At 72.4% G+C, this 17,393-nt stretch carries 18 protein-coding genes; 9 read left to right on the top strand and 9 right to left on the bottom strand.

Going from position 1 to position 17,393, the window contains the following annotated elements:
* Positions 1-11 precede the first annotated feature (11 nt).
* The 4 genes from pgsB to ACZ4NB_RS08480 are packed head-to-tail and all read left to right on the top strand — an operon-like array spanning position 12 to position 4,909.
* Positions 12-1,349 carry a poly-gamma-glutamate synthase PgsB gene (gene pgsB, locus ACZ4NB_RS08495; protein WP_467659370.1) on the top strand — a complete coding sequence of 446 codons (1,338 nt, stop codon included), beginning with the start codon at positions 12-14 and terminating at the stop codon, positions 1,347-1,349.
* A complete protein-coding gene (locus ACZ4NB_RS08490) occupies positions 1,346-1,828 on the top strand; it encodes a poly-gamma-glutamate biosynthesis protein PgsC/CapC (protein ID WP_467659369.1) in 483 nt (160 codons plus the stop codon). Before pgsB ends, ACZ4NB_RS08490 begins: the two co-directional genes overlap by 4 nt.
* A gap of 49 nt (positions 1,829-1,877) precedes the next feature.
* The gene (locus ACZ4NB_RS08485; RefSeq protein WP_467659367.1) at positions 1,878-2,936 is read left to right on the top strand and encodes an NlpC/P60 family protein; all 1,059 of its coding nucleotides are present in this window, start codon (positions 1,878-1,880) and stop codon (positions 2,934-2,936) included.
* Between the two features lie 53 nt (positions 2,937-2,989).
* A complete protein-coding gene (locus ACZ4NB_RS08480) occupies positions 2,990-4,909 on the top strand; it encodes an ArnT family glycosyltransferase (protein ID WP_467659365.1) in 1,920 nt (639 codons plus the stop codon).
* 92 nt (positions 4,910-5,001) lie between these two features.
* On the opposite strand, the gene ACZ4NB_RS08475 is transcribed toward ACZ4NB_RS08480, so the two are convergent.
* Complete coding sequence (locus tag ACZ4NB_RS08475) at positions 5,002-5,253, bottom strand: hypothetical protein (protein WP_467659363.1); 252 nt, start codon at positions 5,251-5,253, stop codon at positions 5,002-5,004.
* A 420-nt stretch (positions 5,254-5,673) separates the two neighbouring features.
* On the opposite strand from ACZ4NB_RS08475, the gene ACZ4NB_RS08470 reads away from it, so the two are divergent.
* The 5 genes from ACZ4NB_RS08470 to ACZ4NB_RS08450 all read left to right on the top strand — a co-directional run bounded on the left by ACZ4NB_RS08470 (position 5,674) and on the right by ACZ4NB_RS08450 (position 8,648).
* Positions 5,674-6,306, top strand: a complete 633-nt coding sequence (locus tag ACZ4NB_RS08470; RefSeq protein ID WP_467659362.1) for a DUF4956 domain-containing protein — start codon at positions 5,674-5,676, stop codon at positions 6,304-6,306.
* A complete protein-coding gene (locus tag ACZ4NB_RS08465) occupies positions 6,303-7,124 on the top strand; it encodes a polyphosphate polymerase domain-containing protein (RefSeq protein WP_467659361.1) in 822 nt (273 codons plus the stop codon). The genes ACZ4NB_RS08470 and ACZ4NB_RS08465 overlap by 4 nt, the downstream gene beginning before the upstream one ends.
* A gap of 205 nt (positions 7,125-7,329) precedes the next feature.
* Positions 7,330-7,764 carry a hypothetical protein gene (locus tag ACZ4NB_RS08460; RefSeq protein ID WP_467659359.1) on the top strand — a complete coding sequence of 145 codons (435 nt, stop codon included), beginning with the start codon at positions 7,330-7,332 and terminating at the stop codon, positions 7,762-7,764.
* Between the two features lie 140 nt (positions 7,765-7,904).
* A complete protein-coding gene (gene panD, locus ACZ4NB_RS08455) occupies positions 7,905-8,324 on the top strand; it encodes an aspartate 1-decarboxylase (RefSeq protein WP_467659358.1) in 420 nt (139 codons plus the stop codon).
* A 156-nt stretch (positions 8,325-8,480) separates the two neighbouring features.
* A complete protein-coding gene (locus ACZ4NB_RS08450; RefSeq protein ID WP_467659357.1) occupies positions 8,481-8,648 on the top strand; it encodes a hypothetical protein in 168 nt (55 codons plus the stop codon).
* Between the two features lie 108 nt (positions 8,649-8,756).
* On the opposite strand, the gene ACZ4NB_RS08445 is transcribed toward ACZ4NB_RS08450, so the two are convergent.
* The 8 genes from ACZ4NB_RS08445 to ACZ4NB_RS08410 all read right to left on the bottom strand — a co-directional run bounded on the left by ACZ4NB_RS08445 (position 8,757) and on the right by ACZ4NB_RS08410 (position 16,604).
* Entirely contained in the window at positions 8,757-10,058 is a 1,302-nt protein-coding gene (locus ACZ4NB_RS08445; RefSeq protein WP_467659355.1) for an NADase-type glycan-binding domain-containing protein, read from the bottom strand.
* Between the two features lie 3 nt (positions 10,059-10,061).
* The gene (locus ACZ4NB_RS08440) at positions 10,062-10,619 is read right to left on the bottom strand and encodes a phage tail protein (RefSeq protein WP_467659353.1); all 558 of its coding nucleotides are present in this window, start codon (positions 10,617-10,619) and stop codon (positions 10,062-10,064) included.
* Positions 10,616-12,643 carry a putative baseplate assembly protein gene (locus ACZ4NB_RS08435; protein ID WP_467659351.1) on the bottom strand — a complete coding sequence of 676 codons (2,028 nt, stop codon included), beginning with the start codon at positions 12,641-12,643 and terminating at the stop codon, positions 10,616-10,618. Before ACZ4NB_RS08435 ends, ACZ4NB_RS08440 begins: the two co-directional genes overlap by 4 nt.
* On the bottom strand, positions 12,643-13,059 hold the full coding sequence (locus ACZ4NB_RS08430; protein ID WP_393497534.1) for a GPW/gp25 family protein: 417 nt from the start codon (positions 13,057-13,059) through the stop codon (positions 12,643-12,645). The genes ACZ4NB_RS08435 and ACZ4NB_RS08430 overlap by 1 nt, the downstream gene beginning before the upstream one ends.
* A 47-nt stretch (positions 13,060-13,106) precedes the next feature.
* The gene (locus ACZ4NB_RS08425; RefSeq protein ID WP_467659350.1) at positions 13,107-15,026 is read right to left on the bottom strand and encodes a VgrG-related protein; all 1,920 of its coding nucleotides are present in this window, start codon (positions 15,024-15,026) and stop codon (positions 13,107-13,109) included.
* 29 nt (positions 15,027-15,055) lie between these two features.
* Entirely contained in the window at positions 15,056-15,850 is a 795-nt protein-coding gene (locus ACZ4NB_RS08420) for a CIS tube protein (protein ID WP_467659348.1), read from the bottom strand.
* Between the two features lies 1 nt (position 15,851).
* Positions 15,852-16,289: a phage tail protein gene (locus ACZ4NB_RS08415; protein WP_467659347.1), complete on the bottom strand. Its 438-nt coding sequence runs from the start codon at positions 16,287-16,289 to the stop codon at positions 15,852-15,854.
* Positions 16,290-16,376: 87 nt separating this feature from the next.
* Positions 16,377-16,604 carry a hypothetical protein gene (locus tag ACZ4NB_RS08410; RefSeq protein WP_467659345.1) on the bottom strand — a complete coding sequence of 76 codons (228 nt, stop codon included), beginning with the start codon at positions 16,602-16,604 and terminating at the stop codon, positions 16,377-16,379.
* Positions 16,605-17,393 lie beyond the last annotated feature (789 nt).

Below are 17,393 nucleotides of genomic sequence, written 5' to 3'. Positions count from 1 at the left end.
GATCAACTGACGTGCTTTTCCTCTATGTCGTGCTGCTGCTGAGCTGTGCCGTGCTGCTGGTCGCCGGAGTGCTGGAGCAGCGGCGCCATTACGCCGCACTGGCGCAGATCCCCACGCGGGTGCTGGTCAACGGCATCCGCGGCAAGAGCTCGATCACCCGGCTGTGCGCGGGCGCACTGCGCGGCGGCGACCTGGTCACCGTGGCCAAGACCACCGGCACCGCCGCCCGGTTCATCCACCCGGACGCCACGGAGGAGCCGGTGTACCGGAAGTTCGGCATCGCCAACGTCGTCGAGCAGATCGGCATCGTCCGGCGCGCGGCGGCCTACCGGCCGGACGCGCTGGTGATCGAGTGCATGGCGGTGATGCCCGCGCTCCAGGAGGTCAACCAGGAGAAGCTGATCCGCTCGACGATCGGCGTGCTGTGCAACGTCCGCGAGGACCACCTCGCCGAAATGGGCCCGACGCTGGACGACGTGGCCCGCTCGCTGTCCCGGTCGATGCCGGTCGGCGGGGTCTGTGTCACCGCCGAGCAGGAGCGGCTGCACATCCTCAAGGAGGAGGCGGACAGGCGCGGTTGCCGCCTGATCGCGGTCGACCCGGAATCGGTCACCGACGAGGAGCTGCGCCGGTTCAGCTGGTTCACCTTCAAGGAGAACGTCGCCATCGCGCTGGCCGTGGCCGAACTGCTCGGTGTGGACCGGGCCACCGCACTGCGCGGCATGTGGGACGCGCCGCCGGACCCCGGCGTGCTCTCCGTCGAGCGCTACCGCACACCCGACGGCAAGCGGCTGCGCTTCGCCAACGTCTTCGCCGCCAACGACCCCGAGTCGACCTTGATGAACGTCCGCCAGCTGGAGGAACTCGGCGCCATCCGCCGCCCGCTGAGCGTGGTCGTCAACTGCCGCCCGGATCGGGTCGAACGCAACGGGCAGATGGGAGCGATCGTCCCCGACCTGGCGCCGGAGACGGTCTTCCTCATCGGGCATCCGACCAAGAGCGCCCACGACGGCATCCCGCCGGACTGGTCGTCGGGCCGGGTGGTGGACCTGGGCGGCGACCGGCGCGACGCGCAGGAGCTGACCCGCGCCATCCTCGCCGAACTGGGCCCGGACTCCTCGCTGGTGGCGGTCGGCAACATCCACGGCCAGGGCGAACTGTTCCTGGAGCACCTCGCCGGACTGCCCTCGGACCACGCCGACGAGCCCCTGCCGATCGCGCACCCGCCCGAGCCGGAGCCGTACAGCTGGGTGGCGCCGCTGAACGGCGCCAAGTCCGCTGCGCACACCCCGAGTTCCCCCTCCACCCCTGCCGACTCCCGGTACGAGACCGCAAGGAAGCCGCTGTGATCCCCGTCATCGTCACTCCGCAGACCGCCGCGCTGGGGATCGCCCTGGGACTGGTCTTCTCGCTGGTCTGCTATCTGACCACCAACCTCTCTCCCGGCGGCATGATCACCCCGGGCTGGCTGGCGCTGACCCTCGTCACCGATGTGGTCCGGGCCGCGATGATGATCGGCGTCACGGCCCTCACCCTCGCCGCGACCAAGGTCCTCCAGCGCCATGTGATCCTCTACGGCAAGCGGCTGTTCGCCGCCGTGGTGCTGGCCGCGGTACTGCTCCAGACCTCGGTGATGCTCGCGCTCCAGCACGAGTTCCCGCTCCTCTACACCGCGCAGACCCTGGGCTTCATCGTGCCCGGCCTGATCGCCTATCAGCTGGTCCGCCAACCGCTCGCGCCCACCGTCATCTCCACCACCGCGGTGACCCTCGGCACGTATGTGGTGCTGGTCGCCGGGCTGCTGCTGGGAGCCCTGCCGGTCAGCTGAACGGCACCGCCCGCGTCCGCCGCGCCCATCCGCACGTAGAGGAGGCACCATGGGCACCACCACCCCGTCCGGCCGGCCCAGCCGCCGCCAGGTCCTGGCCTGCGCCGCCGGTCTGGCCGCCGCCGGAGCGGTCACCGGATACGCCTGGCACCGCCTGGGAAGCGGCGTCCCGGGCGATGACTTCTCGCATCCCGGCGGTGACTTCCCCGTGCCGACCGGCGGCTACCGCTTCGAGCACCACGCCGCGCCCGCCCGTACGGTGGTGCGCGCCGCCGACGGCCGGGTGCTGGCCACCTTCACCGACGGTGCGCGCACCGCGCTGCTGGCCGGCCCGACCCGTACCTGGAGCGAGCCGCGCACCACCGGCGCGGTGGTGCGCAGCGGCGCCTGGGTACGGCTGATGGGCGGCCCATGGACGCGGGGCAAGGAGCGGACGGCCTGGTTCCGGGAGTGGTTCCCCAAAGCGCTCGCCGACCGCAGCCCGGACGCCTTCGCCGTGGCCTTCCAATACGGCGACGGGGCGGACGACCGGCACACCCGAGCGGGCCTGCGCTACGCCGGCAAGGCCCACTTCGGGCCGCAGGTCCCCGGGCAGTCGCCGACATCGTTCCACTACCGCGACGAGAAGTCCGACTTCTACGACTACCTCGGCACCCCCTGGACCTTCCCGGACGGCACCCGCAGATACCCGGAGAAGGAGCGCTACGGGGACGTGGACTGCTCCGGTTTCCTGCGCCTGGTCTGGGGCTACCGCCTGGGCTACCCGATGCACGCCACCAACAGCCCCGGTATCGGCCTGCCCCGTCGCGCCTACGCCATCGCCGACCGGGCCCCCGGCGTGCTGCTGATCCCCAACACCGGCCGGCCACCCGCCGACATCAGCCTGCTGCTCCCCGGCGACCTCGTCTTCTTCGCCATCGACATCGGCAGACCGCACGGCATCGACCACTGCGGCATCTACCTGGGGCCGGACACCGACGGGCATCCGAGGTTCTACTCCAGCCGCTCCCGGGCCAACGGTCCGACCATGGGCGACCTGGCCGGCCGCGCGACGCTCGACGGCCATGGCTTCTACGCCCAAGGGCTGCGCATGGCCCGCCGCCTGTGAAGCCGCCCCACCCCCGCATCGCACCGCCCAGCCCTCCGCAGGAGAGACCCCGCATGGCCACCGCCCCCCTCACCCGGGACCCCACAGACCGCCGCCACCCCTTCCACCGCATCAGCCGTGCCGTCCGCGCGAAGTACCGTCCGGGGACCACCCCCAGCCGGGAGTCGGCCGTGCTGCTGCTGATCCTGCTGGCCGCCGCGGTGCTCTACGCCTGGGGCATCGACCGTGCCGGGGTGCACCCCTACTACAGCGCGGCCGTACGGTCGATGGCGGCGGACTGGCACGCCTTCGTCTTCGGCGGACTCGACCCGAGCGCCTCGATCACCGTGGACAAGATCCCCGGCGCGCTGTGGCCGCAGGCCCTCTCCGTCAGGCTCTTCGGACCGTCCAACTGGGCCGTGGTACTGCCGCAGGTGCTGGAGGGCGTACTCGCCGTCTGGGCACTGAACCGCATCGTCCGTGCCTGGGCCGGTCCCTTCGCCGGGCTGCTCGCCGCTCTGGTACTGACCCTCACCCCGGTCACCGTCGCACTCAACCGGCACAACGTCCCCGACACCCTGCTCGTCCTGCTGCTGGTCCTCGCGGCGGGATCGCTGCAGAAGGCCGTCCGCACCGGGAAGCTGCTGCCGCTGCTCCTGTGCGGGGCGTGGGTGGGGCTGGCCTTCCAGGCCAAGATGCTCCAGGCGTGGCTCGTCCTGCCGGTCTTCGCCGCGCTGTACCAACTGGCGGCGCCCGGCTCCCGGTGGGAGCGGGCCAGGCGGCTGCTGTACGCCGGGATCACCGCACTCGTCGTCTCCTGCTCATGGGTGCTGCTGGTCTGGGCGACCCCCGCCGCGAACCGCCCCTATCTCGACGGGACCTCCAACAACAACCCCTTCACCCTGGTCTTCGGCTACAACGGGCTGAGCCGCTTCGGCCACGACCCGAACGCGCTGGGCGCCGTCGCCGGCACCGCCGCCAGCCGCACCTCCGGCAACACCGGTTGGACCATGCTGGTCAACCAGAGCGTGGGCCCGCAGATCGCCTGGCTCCTCCCGCTGGCCGTACTGGCCCTGGCACTGGGTGTGTGGTGGCGCACCGGACACCCGCGCACCGACGGGCCGCGGGCGGGATTCCTGCTCTGGGGCGGCTGGCTGGCCGTGCACATCGCCGTCTTCAGCAACTCCAACGGCAACCACGGCTACTACACCGCCGTACTCGCCCCGGCCCTCGCCGCGCTGACCGGTGGCGGAGTCGCCCTCCTGTGGGCCGAGCACCGCGCCGACGGCCGACGTCGAGCGGCGCTGCCCGTAGCGATCGGACTGACGGCACTGTGGGCCGCGGCGATCGACGGCCCGCACGGAGACTTCGTGCCCTGGCTGCTGCCGGTGGTGCTGATGCTCGGCCTGTGCGGAACCGTCGGCCTGTGGACCAGCCGGCCGGACACCACACGTCGAGCGGTGCACAGCGCCCTCGCGGCGTCCCTGGCGGCCGTACTGCTGGCCCCGGCGGTCTGGGCCGCCTCCTGCCTGGACCGGCGCTACCCCGGCTCACCGATCGACCCACTGGCCGGACCGGTCGGCCCCGGCTACCAAGGCACCCACCACCGCGCCAAGTTCCCGCGCAACCCCGTGAACACACCGTCCGCACGGGACACCGCGCTGCTCGGCTACCTCTCCGCGCACCGTTCCGGAGAGAAGTACCTGCTCGCCACCCAAGCCGCCTACGGCGCCGAGCCCCTGCTGCGCGCCACCCCCCAACCCATGCTGGTCATGGGCGGTTTCACCGGCCTGACCCCGTATCCGACCGCACCCCGGCTCAGCGACCTGGTCTCCACCCACCAACTGCGCTACGCCCTGCTCACCTCCCGCCGCCCCGCGACACCGGCAACGGTCTGGGTGAAGAGAGCCTGCACCCCCGTCCCCCCGCGCGCCTACGGCCGGACCTCGAACGGCAGCTTCACCCTCTACGACTGCGCTCGACCGGGCCACTGAACTGAAGGGCGGGCGAGGTACTGGACGGAGGGCGGGGTGTCGGTGGTCTCGGTGCGGCCGCCGAACGGCCGGGCCCCACGCATCGGTTGCCGTCAGCCGGCCCGTACGAAGCTGAGCAGCACGCCGGTGCCGAGCCACGGCTCGACCCCGCAGCACTCCCAGCCCTCGCGCTCGATGGCCCGGATGGTTTCGTCGACGCCGCGGTCCGCCCTCCTGGCGGCCCGTTTTCCGTACACCGGCCGATTGAGGTAGAGCTGCACCGTGTGCGTCACGTCCCCCGCTTCCCGCGCCCTGCGGGCCTCGCGGGCCATGCCCCACAGGTCCCGCCGCTTCATGCTCGTCATGTGGTACCTCCGTGTCGTCCCGCCGGACCGGACCCGCGCCGGGCTCTCTCCTTCGGCGTGATCGGTGCCCCCGGTTCCCGCGCTGGTCCACCAACTTGACGGGTGCCGCTGGAATAACGATGAAATTCCGTTGACCCGCGATGACGCACGGGGCCGGACGGCAACGGGGCGTCGGAGAAACTGCTCACAGTCGTGGCAGGTGGCAGGTGGCAGGTGGCAGGTGGCAGGTGGCAGGCGGGCGTCGCGATCCGGGCGAGGGAGCAGGTCGGCGGGTCCGGGCACGCGAGCCGTGATGCGCATTCGGACACTTACCAACAGTAACTGCCAAGTCCCGCCAACATTCATCAAGTTGGGGGTGACTGTTCACCTCGCGTTTCCCTAAGGTCTGGATCTCCTCCCTTCTTCACAGAGAGTGGACCCATGGATTCGTTACGTCACCTCGTCGCCCACCTGGGGCTCGACCTCGCCGCGATCTGCCTGCTGACGTTCGCGATCTACTACCCGAGGCATCGCCGCCGCGACCTCGTGCCGGCGTATCTGGCCCTGAACGTCGCCCTGTTCACCGTCGTCGTGGCGCTCGCCGCAGTGGGCGGCAGCGGTGGCACGGCGGTCGGCTTCGGCCTCTTCGGAGTGCTGTCGATCATCAGGCTCCGCTCCGACTCCGTCCAGCACGAGGAAGTCGCCTACTACTTCACCACGCTCGTCCTCGGACTCATCTGCGGGCTTCCGCACCTGGCGTTCGGCCTCGCCGCCGCGTTGAGCGCCGTGCTCCTGCTCGTCGTCTACTCGGCCGATCATCCGCGGCTGTTCGCCCGAGCCCGTCGTACGGTCGTCACCCTCGACACCGTCCACAGCGACCCCGCCCCACTGCGGGCCGACCTCGCGCGGCGCCTGGGTGAACCACTGCAGTGGACGGTCATGGAGGTGGACTTCGTACGCGACCTGATGGTCGTCGATGTGCGCTACCGCGAGGCCGCGCCGAGGGCCGGCGGTCGGCAGACGGCCGGGGCCGAACTCGTGCGCCCGACCGCGCCCGTCCTGGACCCGGCGTGACGGCCGGGACGGCGGTGTTCGCCCCGGCGGCCGTACAGGCCATCAACGAGGCGGCCCACGACGCCGACCCCATATCCCTCGCCGAGGTCAACGAGCGGTCCGCCCTGCTCGCGCGCTTCGACCGCAGCTATCTGGTACCGGCGGAAACGTTCGCGCGCGTGGTCGGCCGGCTCACCTCGCCGCAGCACTCCGGTCGGCCGCTGCGCGCGCTGGCCATCGACGGCCGTCGCGCCTTCCGCTATCACTCGGTCTACTACGACACCCCCGGCCTGCGGTCCTTCCACGACCACCGCCAGGGCCGCCGCCTCCGCTTCAAGATCCGCGAGCGGGTCTACGAGGACACCGGCGAGCGGCAGTACGAGATCAAGCTCAAGGGCCGCCGCGGCGACACCGTCAAGCACCGTCGGCCCCTCACCGGAGGCGAGACCCCGCTCGACCCCACCCACCAGGCATTCCTCGCGGCAACCCTGGACCGGGCCTATGCGATCGCCGCGCCCGCCACCCTGCGTCCCTCCCTCAGCACGGACTACCTCCGTGCGACCTTCGTGGGCGACGGCGAGCGCATCACCTGCGATGCGGGACTGGTGTGCATCGACCTGAGGACGCAACAGACCGTGCACTGCGACACCGACCTCGTGCTGGTCGAGACGAAATCGACCGGGCACCTGACCGACGCGGACCGGGTCCTGCACGCCCACGGTCTGCAGCCCGCCGTCTTCACCAAGTACTGCGGCGCATTCGCCGCCCTGCGTCCGTCCCTCCCCGCCAACCGCTGGCGCCGCGCGGCGCGCCGAGCCTTCGGGGTGGGAGCCGGGTGACCGTAGCCTCCGCCGCGTAGTGGCGGCGGCTGACGGGCGCGTGCGGGCGTCCCGTCAGTCGGCAGGCTGGGTCCCCGCACCAGTCCGGCGCGGCCCGCCCCGCGGCTGCCGTCTCCCGGTCGATCCGCTGTCGCAGCAGATCGGCCTCCATCCCGAAGCACGCGGACGGTGACAGCCACAACCGGCGTGCCGTACCTTCTGACGCATGGGGGAGCCGGCGGAGGAGTCCCGCGAGGCGTATGTCCGCAACCGCATCGACGGCGATGTCAGCGGGACGGTGGGACAGTTCGGAGACGTGCACGGAAACGTCTACCTGCCGGGCGTCAGCGACGCCCAGTTGTCCCGCCTCGCTCAGGAGATCGCTCACTCCTATGTCGCTGCCGAGGAGGCCAGAGCCTCCCAGGAGGCCGCGGAGGCCGCACGCAGGAGACGCAACGCCCAGCGAGCCGAATGGGAAGCGGCGCAGGAGGCCGAGAAGCAGAGGCGGGAGAAAAGGAGCGCCGCGGCCAAGACGGCCGGCAGTCTGCTGCTGGTCCCCGCCTACCTCGTCCTCTGCATCGTCAGCCAGGTGAATGCCCTCGTGACGTTCGTGGGCCTCGTTGCGGTTCTCGTCCTGCTCGTCGCGGTGGGGCGGCGCTGACCTGCGCCATCGTGCCAGTGGGGGATGTGTCGGAGTACTCAGCGGCGGGCTCGGGACCCGCGGAGCCGCGCTGCGTACCATGGCGGGGTCGGCGCGCACCTCGCTGAGGGCGCGACCCTCTCTCTCAGGAGCGTGACGCTGTGCTGCGCACGATGTTCAAGTCCAAGATCCATCGGGCCACGGTGACCGAGGCCGATCTGCACTACGTGGGGTCGGTGACCGTCGACGCCGCGCTGATGGAAGCCGCCGACCTGTTGCCCGGCGAGCTGGTCCATATCGTCGACATCGACAACGGGGCCCGCCTGGAGACGTATGTCATCGAGGGCGAGCGGGGCTCGGGTGTCATCGGTATCAACGGGGCGGCGGCGCATCTGGTGCACCCGGGGGATCTGGTCATCCTGATCAGCTATGCCCAGGTGGACGATGCGGAGGCCCGGGCGCTGCGTCCGAAGGTCGTACATGTCGATGCGGACAACCGGATCGTTGCCCTGGGCGATGACGCCTCCGAGCCGGTGCCCGGCAGCGGTACGTCGCGCAGCCCGAGGGCCGTGGTGGGCTGAGGCACCTGAGGCCGGCCCCGGGCCCTGGGGCCTGTCACCGGACCCACCGCGGACTACGTCAAGGAGGTCAAGGTCGAAAGCGGCGACACCCTCACGCTGGACGGCAACACCAGCACCGCGACCGTGAAGGACCCCGAGCACGGCGTTACGGGTGCCATGAACGTGAACAAGCTCGGCCCGGTGCAGAGCCGGATGGACCCGAACGGGACGTACACCCTCGTCCTGCCGAAGCCGGCGGCGCAGGCCGACGCCACGCCCAAGGTCGTCTACAAGCACGACGGCAAAACGGTGCAGACCTTCGCTCTCCCGCACGGCCCCGGCTGACGGCGGCCGACCGTCCCGGAACACCGGCGGCCCCCGGCTCCGCTCCGCGGCCGGGGGCCGCCTCGCCGTAGGGGCGGCCATATGCCGCGGCCGCCCCGTGCCCGTTGGCTATCGCGTCGACCGACCGAAGAACTCCAGCTCGGCGATGGCCACTTGCCGCTTGTCCGTGGCGCCGTACGCGGTGCGCAGCACCAGCCGTACGGTCATCGCATCCCGTACGGCCACGTCGATCTTCTGTACCCCGCCGTCATTGATCCGGGCGTGCGAGACGTGCTGCTCGCCCGCGGAGTCGGTCACGATCAGGTCGAACTCGCGCGGACGGGACGGGTCGGTGGCCTGCGGGGTGCGTGCGGAGGCCCCAGGGGTGATCAGAATGTTCAGCAGGTCGGTGGGCTGGCCGAAGCCGGCCTCCAGGTACTGGCCGTCGGAGTTGCCCGAATAGCCCGATCCCCACCAGGTGTTGGAGTAGCTGTCGAACGCCCGCTTCACCTCGTGCTTGGGGCCGGAGTGCGATGCCTTCCAGGTGGCGGCGGGTATGGGGACGCGCTTGGCGAAGTGGTCCTGTACGGCTCGCGCGGCCGGCGGCCCTCCGATGACTCCCCCGACCACGACGGCCGCGATCACCGCCGCCACCACCGCCCGCGCGATCCACCGGGTGCGGTCGCGGTTCAGCCGCGGCCGCTCTCCGGCGTACGGGCCTTCTGCGGTCTGGGGCGCGGTGTCGGTGAGGAGGCTGGCGCAGCTCCGGCAGAAGTGCCGGCGCGGCCCGTTGAGTGCTCCGCAGGCCGGGCACGGTGCCCCTTGCTCGGGGGTCGCCTGCGGGGTACGGACCTGGGGCCTGGCCACGTCGGGATGGCCCGGGAGCACGCTGCCGGGCGCCTCGGGAGGCGGGGTGGGGGAGGAGCCCGGAACGGGGACCAGAAGGGCGCGGATGCCGGTTTCGGAGACGCCCCCGGCGCCGGCCGGACGAGGGGCGGCCGGGCCGCCCTGGCTGTCCGGGCCGACCGGGGGCCGGCCCGCGTCCCCGTTGCTCGCGGCGGCCGGCGGGAGCGGGACGGTCGGGGCCGCGTCGGCGCCCCGCTGCGGCGCGGCGACCGAGTGGGCACCGCCCCCGGTTCCCGGAGCCGGAGCATGCGGAGGAGCAGGGGGAGCAGGGGGAGCAGGAGGGGCGGGGGGCTGCGCCGCGGGCCTGGCGGTGTCGGACGGCGCGGGGTGGGCCGGGGCGTTCGCGGCGGCAGGGCCCGTGGGAGTCGGCGGGCCCGCGGCGGGCGGGCGTCCCGGATCCGCCGTGGGCGACGGCGAGGACGGACGGTCCCAGCGCAGGAAGGCCCCGCAGGAGTCGCAGAAGGACTGGCCTGTCTGGGGGGCGGGGGCGCCGCAGTCGGGGCAGAGGGTGTGGTCGGTCGGCATGGGTCAGGTTCCTTCAGGGGTGGGCAGATGGGTCACCTCGGCCGCGAACGGGAGGTGTGCGGGGCGGGCCGCTGCGACGACGGCGTGCAGACGGTGCGGGTCGACGGTCGAGGGGTCATGGACCCGCAGGGTGACGCGCAGACCGGGGTGCGGTGAGCCCGGGAACGGGCCGAGGGGACGCCGGGACCAGGTCGCCCCGCCGCTCTCGATGATCTCCGGGCGCACGCCGAAGGCCAGGTGGACGGCCTCCGACAGACCGCGCCGGGTGCCGCGCACGCGGTGCAGCGAGACGGCCGTGGCCACCGCGCGGCGGCGGGTGGCGAGGGGTTCGGTCCCGTCGAGTTCGGTGCCGACCCAGGTGGTGAGCCAGTCGACGAAGTCCTCGGGTGCGAGGGCGGGCGTGAAGTAGCTCTCCAGGCAGTCCAGGACGTTGAAGAGAGGGGCCAGCACGACATCGAGGCCCTCGACGAAGCGCTGGGCGAAGTCGTCGTCGGCGTAGACCGCGGGGAGCTGCCCGCCCAGTGGGTGCGGGGAGGCCATCCCCGCGGGTGTGCCCCTCATCGGGCCTCGATCACGCGGACGCGGTGGTCGAAGGGGAACAGCAGCGCGGAACGGGCGAGTTCGATGCGGTCGGTGGCGTCCCCGCGGCGGCCGGTGAGCGGGTCGGCGGGGTGCAGCAGGACCTCGTCGACGAGCTCCACTCCGGGTACGCGCTGCAGGGCCGCGAAGATCTCCCCCGAGCGCAGCGGGCGGCCGAAGGGCCAGCCGTCGCCGTGGGCCCCGCCGGTCAGCGGGTCGAGGTAGGCGTAGAGCGCGTCCAGCGCCTCGGCGCGGACGCGATCGGCCTTCGCCGCCCGGAAGGAGTGCAGTGTCGCGACGACGGTGACGCCCTGGTAGAAGGGCGGGCCGACCGCGAGGCGGGTGCCCACCGGCCGACGCTCGTCGAGGAACTGCGTGACCCGGCCGAGGAGTTCCTCACCGGGCACCAGCTGCTCGAAGCGGAGCCGGCCGCCGAGGTCGGGGACGGCCTGGGGGACGACCAGGACCCGGACGGCGTTCTCGCCGGTCCGGTCGGTCCCCCCGGTCTGGCCGGTCTGGGCGCCCGCCGGGCTCACGGCGGCCGCGGCGGCCGTCGAGCGCTCGGCGGGATCGACCGCGAGGCAGGCGATCCGGGCCGCCTCGGGGGCCGCGCGCCGCGCCAGTTCCTCGTAGTCGCGGGCGGTCACGGCCCGTTCCTGCGCCCGGAGGGTGATCGGCGCGCGGACCTTCGCCTCCTGCACCGTCTCGCCGTCGACCCCGCCGCGCGCCGCCTCGCGGTTCTCCACCCGCGCCACGTACGGGATCGAGCTGCGCAGCGCCTGGATCGCACCGCGCGCGACATTGCCCGACCGGCCACCTCCGGTGCGGTAGTACGGGGCCCGGATCACCGAGCCCTTGGCCGGTACGGCCCCGAACTGCCGTACTGAACCGTCGGGTTGGCGCACCGACGGGCCGAAGGAGATCTCGCCGGTCGCCTCCTCCAGCGTGATGTGGCGGTCGTGCGGGCCGGAGGACGCGAAGTCGGGGACGACCTGCCACTCCTGCCAGCCGTCCCCGTCCGAGACCTGCAGCCGCAGCGGCGGGCGGTCGGCGACGACGGGCGCGTGCGCCAGCCGCATCCGCTGGCCGGGCACGCCCGCGGACTCGCCGAGCGGCTCGTCCTGGATCACGGTGGCGTGCACGACCCGCGTCGTTCCCCCGATGGTGAAGGCGGAGGCGGACCGTACGGTCGGTGAGGCGCTGTAGAACGGCTGGCCGGGTGCGGCCTCGACGACCCGGCAGCGCAGCCACGCGGCGTCCGTCCTGCCGACGCGGGAGACCGTGTGTCCGGCCGGGACGTGCAGTACGACCTCGCCGGGCCGGTTGAGGCCGCCGGTGGAGTCCTCCGAGACCTCGCACTCCGCCCATCCGTCGGCGGTCCATGCCTCCCAGCGCAGCGGCGGTTGGCGCGGGTCGACGCCGACGCCGTCCACCCGGCTGTCCAGCAGCAGTACGGCCGCACACCGCGGTACCGCCGCCGACAGCCCGAACAGCAGGGTGTCGCCCGGCTGCGGGGCGGCCGCGAAGACGGCCACATCGCTGCCGGCGAAGACGTCCTGGCTGCGGTCCTCGGGCGTGGTCCCGGCCTCCTGCCGCAGTACGGCGGTCAGTTCGCAGGGCACCACGGTCAGATCGTCCTCGGTGGCGAAGACCACCGACTCCTCCGTTTCGGTCCGGCCGGTGGCCACCTCCGTCCCGGCCGGCAGCACGACCGGCTCGGGCTGCGCGGCGGAGAGCCAGAAGGTGACGTCGGCGCGGGCGGCGGAGGGCGGGAAGAGGGTGACGCCCAGCAGGTCGAGGAAGGCCAGATGGTTCTTCTCCGGCACCCGGTTGAGCCGGTAGACGATCTGGTCGGCCATGTGCGCGACGGCCTCGATGAGGGTCACCCCAGGGTCCGAGACATTGTGGTCGGTCCACTCGGGGCAGCGCTGCTGGATATAGCGCTTGGCGTCGTCGACGAACTGCTGAAAGCGGCGGTCGTCGAGATGGGGTGCGGGCAGGGCCATCAGATTTCGCTCTCCGGGCTCTCCGTGGACGGGATCACATAGAAGGGGAAGACGAGGCTGCGCGGATTGTTGGTGCCGCGCACGCTGTAGCGCACGTCGATGAACAGCACGGACGGATCGTCGGGCGCCGGGCTGACCTCGACGTCCTGGACCTCGATACGGGGCTCCCAACGGTCCAGCGAGGACCGCACCTCGTAGCGGATGCGCCCGGCCGTCGCCTCGTTGACCGGAGCGAACACCATGTCGTGGACGGCACAGCCGAACTCCGGCCGCATCGGCCGCTCGCCGGGCGCGGTGGCGAGAACGAGCCGGATCGACTCCTCGACCTCGCGTTCGCGGCGGGCCAGCGCGATCCCGCCGCCCGCGTCGGTACGCAGCGGAAAGGCCCAGCCCGCGCCGACGAACTGTTCACTCATCTCCGGTGACCCCCTTGAAATGCATGTCCCTCAACTCCCTCAAGCCCCTAGAAAGGAATGCCGTTGCGCAGGACGGCCGGTGCGTTCAGGGTGACCGTGGCCGGCGAGTTGATGGCCGCCGCGGCGCCCGCGTTGACGGCCACCGCGCCGACCGCGCTGACGGAGACCGCGCCGACCGAGTTGACGGCCACCGCACCGGCCGACTTGAGGCTGATGGCGCCGGTCGCGTTGATGTCCGCCACGGCGCCCGCCGTGACGCCGAACTTCGCGCCGGCCTTGATGTCGACCATCCCGCCCGCGCTCATCGTCAGCGAACCCCCCGCGGTGAGCGACAGATTGCCGCCCGCCCTGATGCTCACGTTCCGGGTCCCGGTGATGGAGACGGAGCCGTCGCTGCGGATGGTGACCTGGGTGCGCGTCTGATCCATGTGGACGGTGAGCTTGCCGTTGCCGGTCTGCAGCCTGATGCCGCTCTTCATACGGGACTTGGCGTCGACGAGCTCGACGGTGTGACCGCTGCGCGAGGCGAGGGAGCGCCAGTTGACCCGGCCGCTGGTCGGGTCCACCGGCTGCAGCCCGTCCGTGTTGGGCGTCGGCTTGTCGATGCCGTTGTACAGCCCGGCCAGGACGTACGGATGCTCCAGCGAGCCCCGGTCGAAGGCGCACAGCACCTCGTCGCCGACCTCGGGCAGGATCAGCCCGCCACCGCGTACGCCGCCCAGCTGCGCGACCCGGCACCAGTCGCTCTCGTACGTGTCCGACAGCCAGGGGAAGCGAAGCCGGACCCGGCCCAGCTTCAGCGGGTCCTTGGCATTGCTGACCAGTGCCATCGCCACGCCCGGCATCGGCGGCGCCGGATCCACACCGCCGGACGCGAGCCCGTACAGCGACCGGAACTGCCGCCCCGAGACGGTCAGCCAGGTGGTGAACTGCCGCCCGGACTCGAAGACATGGCGGACGCCGGTCGCGGTGTACTTCCCCTCGAAGGGGAAGCCGGCGCCCTTGAGCGCGACGGGCCGGCCCGGCTTCAGCTGGGGATTGCCGGTCACCGCCACCTCCAGCTCCGCGAAGGAGCCCGCCACATCGTCGGCCAGCGCACGGGCGGCATGGGTGACCTGGGCCTGGGTGGTGAACGGCGTGTCGGTGGCGGTCAGTTCGGCCGCCCCGAAGGGCTTGCTGAGCGCCCCGGGCGCGATGTCCGCGACGATGTCCTTGCTCGCCGTGGCCGGGGACCGCGCGGACAGCGCACGCTTGGCCCGCATGTCCCAGCCGCGCGCGCCCGCCTTGTCGACCTGCCCGGCGGCGGTGACGGCGATCCGGCTGTGCAGCGCGTTGTGGCCGAACTCCAGGACGTACGGGCTCTGCGCGGCCGGTGTGGTGTCGGCGGGCGCCGAAGCGGCCGGGGCGAGCTTGCCGAACTGCAGCTTGCCCTTGGGGTCGAAGGAGAGATGGGCGTCGTTCTCCTGCGCAAGGCGGAGCAGAAAGTCCCAGTCGGTGATGTTGGGCTGGGTGGCCAGCTCATAGACGGTGCTGGTGGACTCCACCTTGCCGAGGGAGAGCTTGTTGAGGCCGGCCAGCCGGCGCACGATGTCGCTGGCGGTCATGTTGGGGTAGCCCGCGACGCGGCGGTTGCGCAGCAGCCGGTGCCCCGGGTCGTACCCCCGCACGACCAGCGACTTGCCGCTCGCGTCCGCGTCCACCTCAAGGGCGGTGACCTCGCCGGTCACCATCGGCGTACCGCGCTGCCCGTCCGTGAACGGCGACAGCACCGCCTTCGCGCCGACCTTCAGCTGCGGGAAGGTCTTGAGGATGTCCGACCCCGTGTCGCTGAAGGTGAGCTGGAAGGCGGACGGCACATTGACGCTCGCGTCCACCCAGCACGCGGTGAGCAGGGCGGCGAGCTTGTCGGGCAGAGGTGCGCCGCCGATCTCGGCGTGCACGACGCTGGTGTACGTCTTCTCACTCATCGTTCTCACTCATCGCAGGTTCTGGCTGATCATCGGGCGGCCTCGTGGGGTGTGGAGTTACCGGTGGGACCGTGTGCGGGACCGCTTGGGGGCGGTTCATCGGGGTGGCCTTCGTCGGCGGCGGGCAGCAGCAGCTCCGTGCCCGGCCGCAGCCGCATCGGATCGTCGATGTCGTTGGCCTCCGCGATCAGCCGCCAACGGGTGGCGTCCCCGTACTCCCGCCAGGCCAGCGAGGCGAGCGAGTCACCCGCGACCGTGCGGTGGATACGCCGTGCGGAGAGCGCGCCGGAGGTGGGGTTCTGCCCCTTGGTGGGCATGGCCACTTCGGTGAGGGACAGCGTGCAGGTGGCGCGGATCGGCTCGCCGGTGGGGTTGAAGAGCGTGTACGTGGCGCTGACGCTGGTCACATACGCCACGAACTGCACCGTGTTGAACGACCCCCAGGAGAACCGCACCCAAGGCGGCGACGGCCGCTTGGAGTTGACGCTCTGCGCCGTCACCTCGCAGCAGGACAGCAGCAGTTCGATCTGCTTCTGCACCTTGCCGGAATTCGGCGTCCCGGAGGCGTCCAGGAACACCTCCAGCTGGAGCGTGGCGGGCCGGGTGCCGGTGAACTTGGGCGGTGCGCCCCGCATATAGGCGACCGCGGCCTGGGTGTGCCACTCCGCCTCCCGCCCGAGTTGCAACTGGGTCGGATTGAACTGGAACTCCACCTCACCGATGCGGCCGCCGATGGAGCCGCCGAGGTCGGTGGGCGGCTGGTGGATCGCGAGGGCGGCCCGTACGAGGCTCGCGCCCGCCTTCCCGCCGGTCGGGGCGGCCACCTCAGGCACCTCCGGCGTCGGTGAATCCGTGGTGCGCGATCTCCAGCGTCTCGGTCGCCACGCCCGGGCTGGCCGGGTCCAGGCTCGGCCCCTGCCAGCGCACGGGCAGCACCTCCACCAGCCCCCACTGCGCGACGATCGAGCCGTCGGCGCGAAGGGCGGCGATCTGCGCGGTGGGCCTGCTGATGCCGGTGGCGAGGGACGAGATCCAGGCGGCCACCCGGGCGGTGTCGGCGGTGAGGGGGCGGGTGAGCCGGATCGTGGAGAACGTCACACGGGTGGGCAACTGCCAGACGAAGCCGTTGTTGCCGCCCTCCTGCCACTGCTCCACCTGCACCTCGGAGGCCAGGCCGTCGCAGCCGTTGAACAGGCCGAGGTCCTGGCCGTCGATGGTCAGCTTGAAGAAGACGGTGGAGCCGGGGTCCTGGGCCTGGGGCATGGTGGGTGGTCTTTCGGGTGAGGTGGTCGGGGTCTGCGTGGTCTGCGTGGTCTGCGGGTCGCCTGGGGGCCGGCGGGGGCGGACGGGTCAGCGGCCGTGATCGCGCAACCGGCCGATGCGCTCCCGGTCGCCGCGCAACTCGGCACGGAGCAGCCGCGAAAGCGGGGCGACCAGCCGGCGGGCGAGGGCGTCCAGCGCGGCGGGGTCGGTGGGGTGGTCGGCGGTGCGGTCGGTGGGGGTGGCGGTCGGGGTGGGCGTGGTGGGTGTGGGTGGGTTGGTTGGGGTGATGGGGGCTGTGGGGCGCGTTGAGGCCATTGGAGGAGTTGGGGTAGGCGGGGTACGCGGGGCGGGCTTTGGGGTGGCTCCTGCGGGCGTCGGGGGTGTGGAGGCGGTTGCGGGAGAAGTGGCTGCGCGCTGGACCGGGCGGGGGGCTCCCGTTCCTGTTGGGGTCGGCCCGGCGGGTGTGCCTGGTAGCGAATGCCTGGGCAGGCCGGCCGACGCGAGGGGCTGCGGGACGGCTGAGGCCGGGCCCGGGGTCGGGCCCGGGGTCGGGCCAGGGGCTGGGGCACCGGGAGCAGTGGGCGCATGCCGGACCACGGGCATGCCGGGGGTGGCCGGTGGGGCCTGGACGGTACGAGCCGGTGCGGTGTGGACGGTATGAGCCGGTGCGGTGGGGACCGTATGAGCCGGTGATGTCTGGACCGTACGAACCGGAGTGCGCGAGGGGTTCGGTGTCCGTGCCGGAGCCGAGCCGGGCTTGTGCAGGGCGACGGCCGGCACGCTCCCCGCTCGCCGGGCCACCGGCCCCGACGTGCCGGCCGTGTTCGCAGCGTCGGCCACGCTCGTGGTGCCGGCCGTGCTCCCAGCGCCGGCCGTGCTCGTGGTGCCGGCCGTGCTCGCCACTGGGCGGAGAGGTACGGCGGGTGCGGGGCCGTCGGCCTGCACGCTTGAGCGCTGCACCGCTGTCGGGCCGACGGGCTCCGGCCCCTGCTGCCCGGCGGGCCGCTGCCGGGCGCCCGGGGCCAGCGCACGTGCCGACGCGAGCGGCGCTCGGCGGGCGGCGCGGGGAGCGACGGGCGGAGGGAAGGCGGCGCTGGACGTCAG

It is taken from the genome of Streptomyces sp. NPDC026575 (genome assembly GCF_055567415.1).
The sequence above is the reverse complement of the archived record's forward strand: the minus strand, read 5'-3'. Positions and strand labels throughout refer to the sequence as shown.

Coding starts and splice junctions, on each gene's coding strand:
- ACZ4NB_RS08460 (WP_467659359.1), top strand. CDS start 7,330: ATGGGGGAGCCGGCGGAGGAGTCCCGCGAGGCGTATGTCCGCAACCGC.
- ACZ4NB_RS08440 (WP_467659353.1), bottom strand. CDS start 10,619: ATGAGGGGCACACCCGCGGGGATGGCCTCCCCGCACCCACTGGGCGGG.
- ACZ4NB_RS08480 (WP_467659365.1), top strand. CDS start 2,990: ATGGCCACCGCCCCCCTCACCCGGGACCCCACAGACCGCCGCCACCCC.
- ACZ4NB_RS08475 (WP_467659363.1), bottom strand. CDS start 5,253: ATGACGAGCATGAAGCGGCGGGACCTGTGGGGCATGGCCCGCGAGGCC.
- ACZ4NB_RS08415 (WP_467659347.1), bottom strand. CDS start 16,289: ATGCCCCAGGCCCAGGACCCCGGCTCCACCGTCTTCTTCAAGCTGACC.
- ACZ4NB_RS08470 (WP_467659362.1), top strand. CDS start 5,674: ATGGATTCGTTACGTCACCTCGTCGCCCACCTGGGGCTCGACCTCGCC.
- ACZ4NB_RS08485 (WP_467659367.1), top strand. CDS start 1,878: ATGGGCACCACCACCCCGTCCGGCCGGCCCAGCCGCCGCCAGGTCCTG.
- ACZ4NB_RS08445 (WP_467659355.1), bottom strand. CDS start 10,058: ATGCCGACCGACCACACCCTCTGCCCCGACTGCGGCGCCCCCGCCCCC.
- ACZ4NB_RS08410 (WP_467659345.1), bottom strand. CDS start 16,604: ATGGCCTCAACGCGCCCCACAGCCCCCATCACCCCAACCAACCCACCC.
- ACZ4NB_RS08450 (WP_467659357.1), top strand. CDS start 8,481: ATGAACGTGAACAAGCTCGGCCCGGTGCAGAGCCGGATGGACCCGAAC.
- ACZ4NB_RS08435 (WP_467659351.1), bottom strand. CDS start 12,643: ATGGCCCTGCCCGCACCCCATCTCGACGACCGCCGCTTTCAGCAGTTC.
- ACZ4NB_RS08425 (WP_467659350.1), bottom strand. CDS start 15,026: ATGAGTGAGAAGACGTACACCAGCGTCGTGCACGCCGAGATCGGCGGC.
- ACZ4NB_RS08430 (WP_393497534.1), bottom strand. CDS start 13,059: ATGAGTGAACAGTTCGTCGGCGCGGGCTGGGCCTTTCCGCTGCGTACC.